Genomic DNA, 6,027 nt, shown 5'->3' on the forward strand with positions numbered 1-6,027 from the left:
GCTAATTTTAACAATGGAGGATTGCATTTTCTATCCGTTAATTTTTTTACGCTTACATTTAGTTGTACTTATTTCCTTTTTAACCTCTGCTACAATAGAATCAATTTCTTTTGTTGAATGTGCAGTTTCAGCAGCAAGTTTCCTTATTTCATCAGCTACAACAGCAAAGCCTTTTCCCTGTTCACCTGCTCTTGCAGCTTCAATTGCAGCATTTAAAGATAGTAAATTAATTTGAGATGCTATAGACTTAATCGTATCTGAAATTTTCCCAATAGATTCAGATTTCTTATCTAATAAATTAACTTGTACAGAAACTTTCCCTGCCACAGAATTATTTGCTTTTACAGCTTCCTTTAATTTACTTATATATTCTATGCCTTCTAAATTTGCATCGGAGACCATTTTTATATGATTTTTCATCAACTCAGTACTCTTTACAACCTCATTAATTTCATCTGCTAACAATCCTAACTTTCCAGCGCCATCCTCAACATTTTTAGCAAGATCTGTTGAACCTTGAGCCATATCATCTATAGCTTTTGCAACACCTTCTATTGTTTCAGAAGTTTCCCCTATAATACTTGACAAATTATCAGCATTAGATGATACATTTATAGAGTTTTTCTTAATGTTATCTATGGTTTCTCTAAATATTCTTCTCATTCCTGCTAATGCCATACCCATATCAAAAAATTCATCTTTGTACTTATTTATCGTCTTTAATCCATCTTGATCAAAGGCCAAGTCCAAATCTGCCGTTTTATTTATAAAATCTGTTATAAACTTCATGCTCTTTGTAATATTAATTGTAATATATGCTGCTACTACAATACTGAATAAAATTATAGTTATTGCAATCATTATTAGCATAAATCTCGCTTGCTCATAAGTCTTATTATTTTGTGCATTAGCTAGATTAGCTTGTTCTTGATTGAGTACCACTAACTTTGTAATTGTATCATTTACTTTGTCAAAATCCTGTTTAGCCTCACTTAATGACAATTCATTAGCTTCTACTTTCTTCCCTTCCCTGCTTAAGGCCAAAACTTTATTACTTATTTCAAAATATTTCAAATATTCTTCTTTAATTTCCGCTACTAAATCTTTTTCCTCTTCTAATATCATAGTTCCTTGATAATCATTTAAGGCTGTCTCAAATTTATCTTTTAATGTTTTAAGTTCATTTTCAGTATCATTCATTAGATTTTCATCATTCGTTGCTACATGTCTATACTCTCGTACCCTGTAGTCCGCCATAGTTGTATTCATTGTATGCGCTAAATCATTTCCATTAAACCACACTTTTGTAATTTCGTCAGATTTATCATTTAAACTTTTAATTGATGATATGGAATACATCCCTAAAAAAGATGCCAGCAAAATTATTAATCCAAATGCTGCAATTAATTTCTTTTTAATTGTAAATCTCATCCTGATATTTCCTCCCAAAATAGATTTAAATCCATTATTATTATTAATCTATCCTTTACTCTAGTAATTCCAATGATATATTCTTCTCCTTCATATATACTGTCAATCCTATTAATATTTTCTTTAGGTAACTTAATAACTTCTTCAACATCATCAACAATTACTCAAAAGGGATTATTATTTTCAATAATAATAATTTTTTGCTCTTTAAATTCCTTATTACTTTTAATACCAATCTCTTTGCTTAAATTCAAAATAGGTAGTATTTTACCTCTTAAATTTATAACACCAATCACACTATCCATACTTGAGGGTATCCTTGTAGGAATTGTATAATAAATAACTTCTTTAACTTGGGATATTGGTACTGCATATTCTTCTTGTCCAATGGAGAATACTACAAACTTTTCAATAAGCATTGTTTAACCTCCCTTTATAGGTGCAAAAACCTTATAACATAATATGAGCATAAGAATAATATTGTTACATTATCAAATCAGCTTACTCCAAAATATAATTCTTTTGTATAAAATTATACTAATTTTTCCCTGTCAACTTCCTACTAAATCGAGTAGGAGGAAAACAATTATTTTGTTTTCCGACCTCTCACACCACCGTACGTACCGTTCGGTATACGGCGGTTCATCAGAATTTAATGTATCATTTGATATGTTTGTGTTAGACTAATAAATCCTAGAGATTCTAGGTATTTATTATTTAAAGACTTGCTCAAAATTGGGCTGTTGGAAATTCTCCAATAGCCTTTTCTTGTATTTGCATATTCCCATGCTTTGTATTTATTAATTCCTAATTTAGCTAGATTTCTTTGTTTAGTGCTAATCTTCTTCCATTGTTTCCATATGCAAGCTCTCAATCTTCTCCTAATCCATTGGTCTAGTTCAATTAGCTTTCCGCGTGCGTTAGCAATTCCATAATAATTAATCCATCCTCTTGTGATTTGATTTAATTTTAGTAGCCTATATTCCATACTACTTCCTTTGTTTCTGTTAGTATAGAATTTAATCTTTTCCTTAAATCTCTTTATAGATTTCTCATGGATTCTTATTTCTGCTCCGCTTTTCGAAAAGTAAAAAGAAAATCCTAAGAATTTTCTTTTAGATACAAAGTCCACTGCACTTTTATCCTTATTTACTTTAAGTTTTAGTTTATTTTCAATTATATTTGTCATAGATTTCATTACTCTAAGCCCTGCTCTTTTACTTTTGACACATACATTATCATCATCTGCATATCTGCAAAATTTATGACCTCGTTTTTCAAGTTCTTTATCCAGTTCGTCTAGAATTATGTTTGCTAATAATGGACTTAATGGACCACCCTGTGGTGTTCCTTCTCCACTCGTTATCGAGATGCCGTTAATAAGAATTCCGCTTTTAAGATACTTTCTTATTAATGATAACAATCTTTTGTCTTGTATTTTCTTTTCAAGTTTACTCATGAGAATATCATGATTAACTTTATCAAAGAATTTCTCTAAATCCATATCTACAACCCATCTATTGCCTTGATTTATATATTGTTTTGATTTCGTTATAGCATCCTTTGCTCCTCTGCGAGGACGGAATCCGAAACTATTCTCTGAAAATAGTGGTTCATATATTTTAGATAATACTTGAGCAATAGCCTGTTGAATCAATCTATCTTGTACAGTTGGTATCCCTAAAAGTCTAACTCCACCATCTGGTTTGGATATTTCTTTTCTCCTTACAGGTGACGGATTATACTTATTTTCTAGTAGTTTAGCTTTAATTGTTTCCCAGTGTTTCTTGATATGCTCACGAAGTTCATCGGTCTTCATTCCATCAACACCGTGGCTCCCTTTATTGCTAATTACTCTTTTAAGCGCTAAAATCATATTATTTCTTTCTAGAACTTCTTCAAGTAATCTACTATTATCAAATGCTCCACCGTTTACGCTTTCTCTATTTGGTAAAACCATAGAATTACTCGGCACCTTTGATTTACCTTGAAGTTCCACTTCTACTTCCATCAATTGGTCTCTATATTGAGTTTTCTGCTTTCTTTGCAAATTCTTTGATTTATCCAAAGTTGTAAACCTCCTAACGTTCAGTCCTTCATCCGCTATCGCGATTAGCGGAGTTACTATGACTTCTGCTGACTTCTGATAGTTCAGCTATATATCACTATATAGGTTGTATCCTAGAAATTTAATTCATTTGGTACGCATCTATCAGACCTCCCCAGGTAAGAGCACGCACTTTCACCTCATCTATCTGCCACATTTACTCTAGCCATTTCGGATAGTTATGGGGCTTTACTTTGTCTAGCAAGTTTGCCCATAGCTTTGAGCCTCATATGTGATTCGTGTACCTCAGACCAAGGTTTTGCTTTTGGCTTCCTTCAGATTCCACCTCACGACGGACACCCTTGCCGTTAGCTAAATGGTTGGCACTATCAGCCCCCATTACGGACTTTCACCGATTAGTACGTGCCCATGCTGGGCACACTATAAAAAGCAGTAGCTATATTTCTAATAACTACTGCTTTAAAAAAGTATGATACTAACTTTCTACTATAAGCTTATCTTGATTTAATATATGAATATCTATCCAATTCACAACAAATTCTAATATTTCTTTTACAGATTGATCTTGGTTTGAGTCAATTTTATAAAGGTCAATATTATCAATATCCTTTATAAAGTTTTCATGCTCTACTTTATGAGATAAAAACCTTCTATGTCCAATACTTAACATATATTCTTCCTCAGATTTAAAATGGAACAATGTATATTCTTTTAATTCTCCAATTATTTCAATAATTTTATCATATTTATCACTAATAAAGTCATTAGTTAATAACTTATATGCTCTATCTGCAATCTCAAATAACTTTTCATGCTGTTCGTCAATTTGTTTCACTCCAAGTTCATAATCTTTTTTACATTTTATCATAATATCATCTCATATAACAAATTATTCTAATATTATAACACGAAATGTTTATTGTTGTAATTTATTATACTGACTTTTAATCTAATTTTATCCATTAAATTAATATTTAGCTTAATTTTACTATTTCCTTTTTAAGCTTCTCATAAAACATATTTAGATTATTATAATATTGAATAAATTTCATTATACTAGTAAATCTATTACTATGTATTTTAATTAAAAGGATATTAATGGAGGCTTAATATGAACATATTAAAGAAAATATTGTCAGCTTTTATAGCTTTTATCTTGTTATTACCAATGATTGAATTCAATGCATATGCAGCTCCTAATACTAATCCTCAAAATCCAGTAAAAGTTGGAGTATTTTTATATAATGCTGGCGAAGAATTTTATTCACGTATTAAGGAAAACTTAGAAAATATACAAAAAGAAAATGAAAATAAAGTTCAATTTACTTTTTTTGATTCCAAAACAAATCAAGGTATTCAAAATGATAATATTACTCAGGCACTTAGTACTAAAGCATTTGGCCTTTATGTAGTAAGTCCAGTTAGCCGTGATATTGAACAATCACAAAATAGTATTTCCAGAATAATTAGCGAAAGAATCCCATTAATAATACTTGCACCTCCAGATCCATCATTTTCACAGTATCTACAAGATTCAACTAGTGTTATTATAGGCGGGGATGACGAGCAATCTGGTGTTTTACAAGGCGAACTTATTGTTGGTACATGGAACTCTAATAAAGAAATTCTAGATAAAAATAAAGATAATATGATGCAGTATGCCATACTACAAGGACCAGTTAATGACCCTGCAACACTTGCCAGAACTAAATCTTCCATTCAAACTATTAATGATGCTGGAATAAAAACTCAAGAACTTTTCTCAATACCTTGTGGTTGGATGCAAAACTGCGCTAGAGTTAATCTGGAGGATGTTTTTTTTTTAATTTGACGGTAAGATTGAAGCAATAATCTCGAATAATGATGCTATGGCAATTGGTGCCCTTGAAACACTACAAAAGTATGGATATAACAAAGGAGACAAATCAAAGTATATTCCTACATTTGGAATTAATGGCTTGCCAAAAGCATTACAATTAATCGATCAAGGAGTTATGGCAGGAACTGTTATTCAAAATCCTCGTGAATATGCAGATGCAATTTACACGGTAGGAATGAATCTTGTCTCTGGACTAAGTCCTTCTAGTAGAACAAATTATAAATTCGATGAAACTGGAAAGATAATTAGAATTTCCTATCATAAATATACCAAGCCACAATGAGTGTTTAACTATACACTTTGGACCCAAAATAATTATTTACAAACTCAACATTTAATATTATGAATCTTTTGAAGATATATGTCATATAATCTAAAGTAACATCTTGAATGTTTCTCTCTTTTGTTAATATTCACTTTATAATTTTTATCCATTCACTTTTTACCCCTTATATAGGGGTTTTTTTATATTTTATTTACAGACGAATTACCAATCTTATTATAAGATTTCTTTATATATTTCTAAGATTGTAATGTTTTGAATAATCAAATCAATCTATATTCTTTTAGAATTACATTTTCATTTAATAAGCACTTCATTTGTATACCACCCCTTATTTTTTATAACATAAGTATAAATAATCCAAAG

General features: G+C 30.5%; 5 protein-coding genes and 1 pseudogene. 2 read left to right on the forward strand and 4 right to left on the reverse strand.

What is annotated here, in order from left to right; all coding sequences use genetic code 11:
- Positions 1-30: 30 nt before the first annotated feature.
- The 4 genes and pseudogenes from COL3_RS18580 to COL3_RS18595 form a co-directional block, all read right to left on the reverse strand.
- Positions 31-1,431, reverse strand: a complete 1,401-nt coding sequence (locus COL3_RS18580; protein WP_008424035.1) for a methyl-accepting chemotaxis protein — start codon at positions 1,429-1,431, stop codon at positions 31-33.
- Positions 1,428-1,850 (reverse strand): annotated as a pseudogene (locus COL3_RS29725) (chemotaxis protein CheW). The gene COL3_RS18580 and the pseudogene COL3_RS29725 overlap by 4 nt, the downstream one beginning before the upstream one ends.
- 233 nt (positions 1,851-2,083) lie before the next feature.
- Positions 2,084-3,499, reverse strand: coding sequence for a group II intron reverse transcriptase/maturase (gene ltrA, locus COL3_RS18590; protein WP_008424031.1), 1,416 nt, complete (start codon positions 3,497-3,499; stop codon positions 2,084-2,086).
- A 475-nt stretch (positions 3,500-3,974) separates the two neighbouring features.
- Positions 3,975-4,367, reverse strand: a complete 393-nt coding sequence (locus COL3_RS18595; protein WP_008424028.1) for a hemerythrin family protein — start codon at positions 4,365-4,367, stop codon at positions 3,975-3,977.
- 243 nt (positions 4,368-4,610) lie between these two features.
- Here COL3_RS18595 and COL3_RS18600 point away from each other — a divergent pair, with 243 nt between their 5' ends.
- Both COL3_RS18600 and COL3_RS29730 read left to right on the forward strand, forming a co-directional pair.
- Entirely contained in the window at positions 4,611-5,330 is a 720-nt protein-coding gene (locus COL3_RS18600) for a substrate-binding domain-containing protein (RefSeq protein ID WP_008424026.1), read from the forward strand.
- A gap of 37 nt (positions 5,331-5,367) precedes the next feature.
- Complete coding sequence (locus tag COL3_RS29730) at positions 5,368-5,661, forward strand: substrate-binding domain-containing protein (RefSeq protein ID WP_008424023.1); 294 nt, start codon at positions 5,368-5,370, stop codon at positions 5,659-5,661.
- Positions 5,662-6,027 lie beyond the last annotated feature (366 nt).

This window comes from Clostridium sp. LS (assembly GCF_002760435.1).
Classification (GTDB): Bacteria; Bacillota; Clostridia; order Clostridiales; family Clostridiaceae; genus Clostridium.

Coding starts and splice junctions, on each gene's coding strand:
- COL3_RS18600 (WP_008424026.1), top strand. CDS start 4,611: ATGAACATATTAAAGAAAATATTGTCAGCTTTTATAGCTTTTATCTTG.
- COL3_RS29730 (WP_008424023.1), top strand. CDS start 5,368: ATGGCAATTGGTGCCCTTGAAACACTACAAAAGTATGGATATAACAAA.
- COL3_RS18595 (WP_008424028.1), bottom strand. CDS start 4,367: ATGATAAAATGTAAAAAAGATTATGAACTTGGAGTGAAACAAATTGAC.
- COL3_RS18580 (WP_008424035.1), bottom strand. CDS start 1,431: ATGAGATTTACAATTAAAAAGAAATTAATTGCAGCATTTGGATTAATA.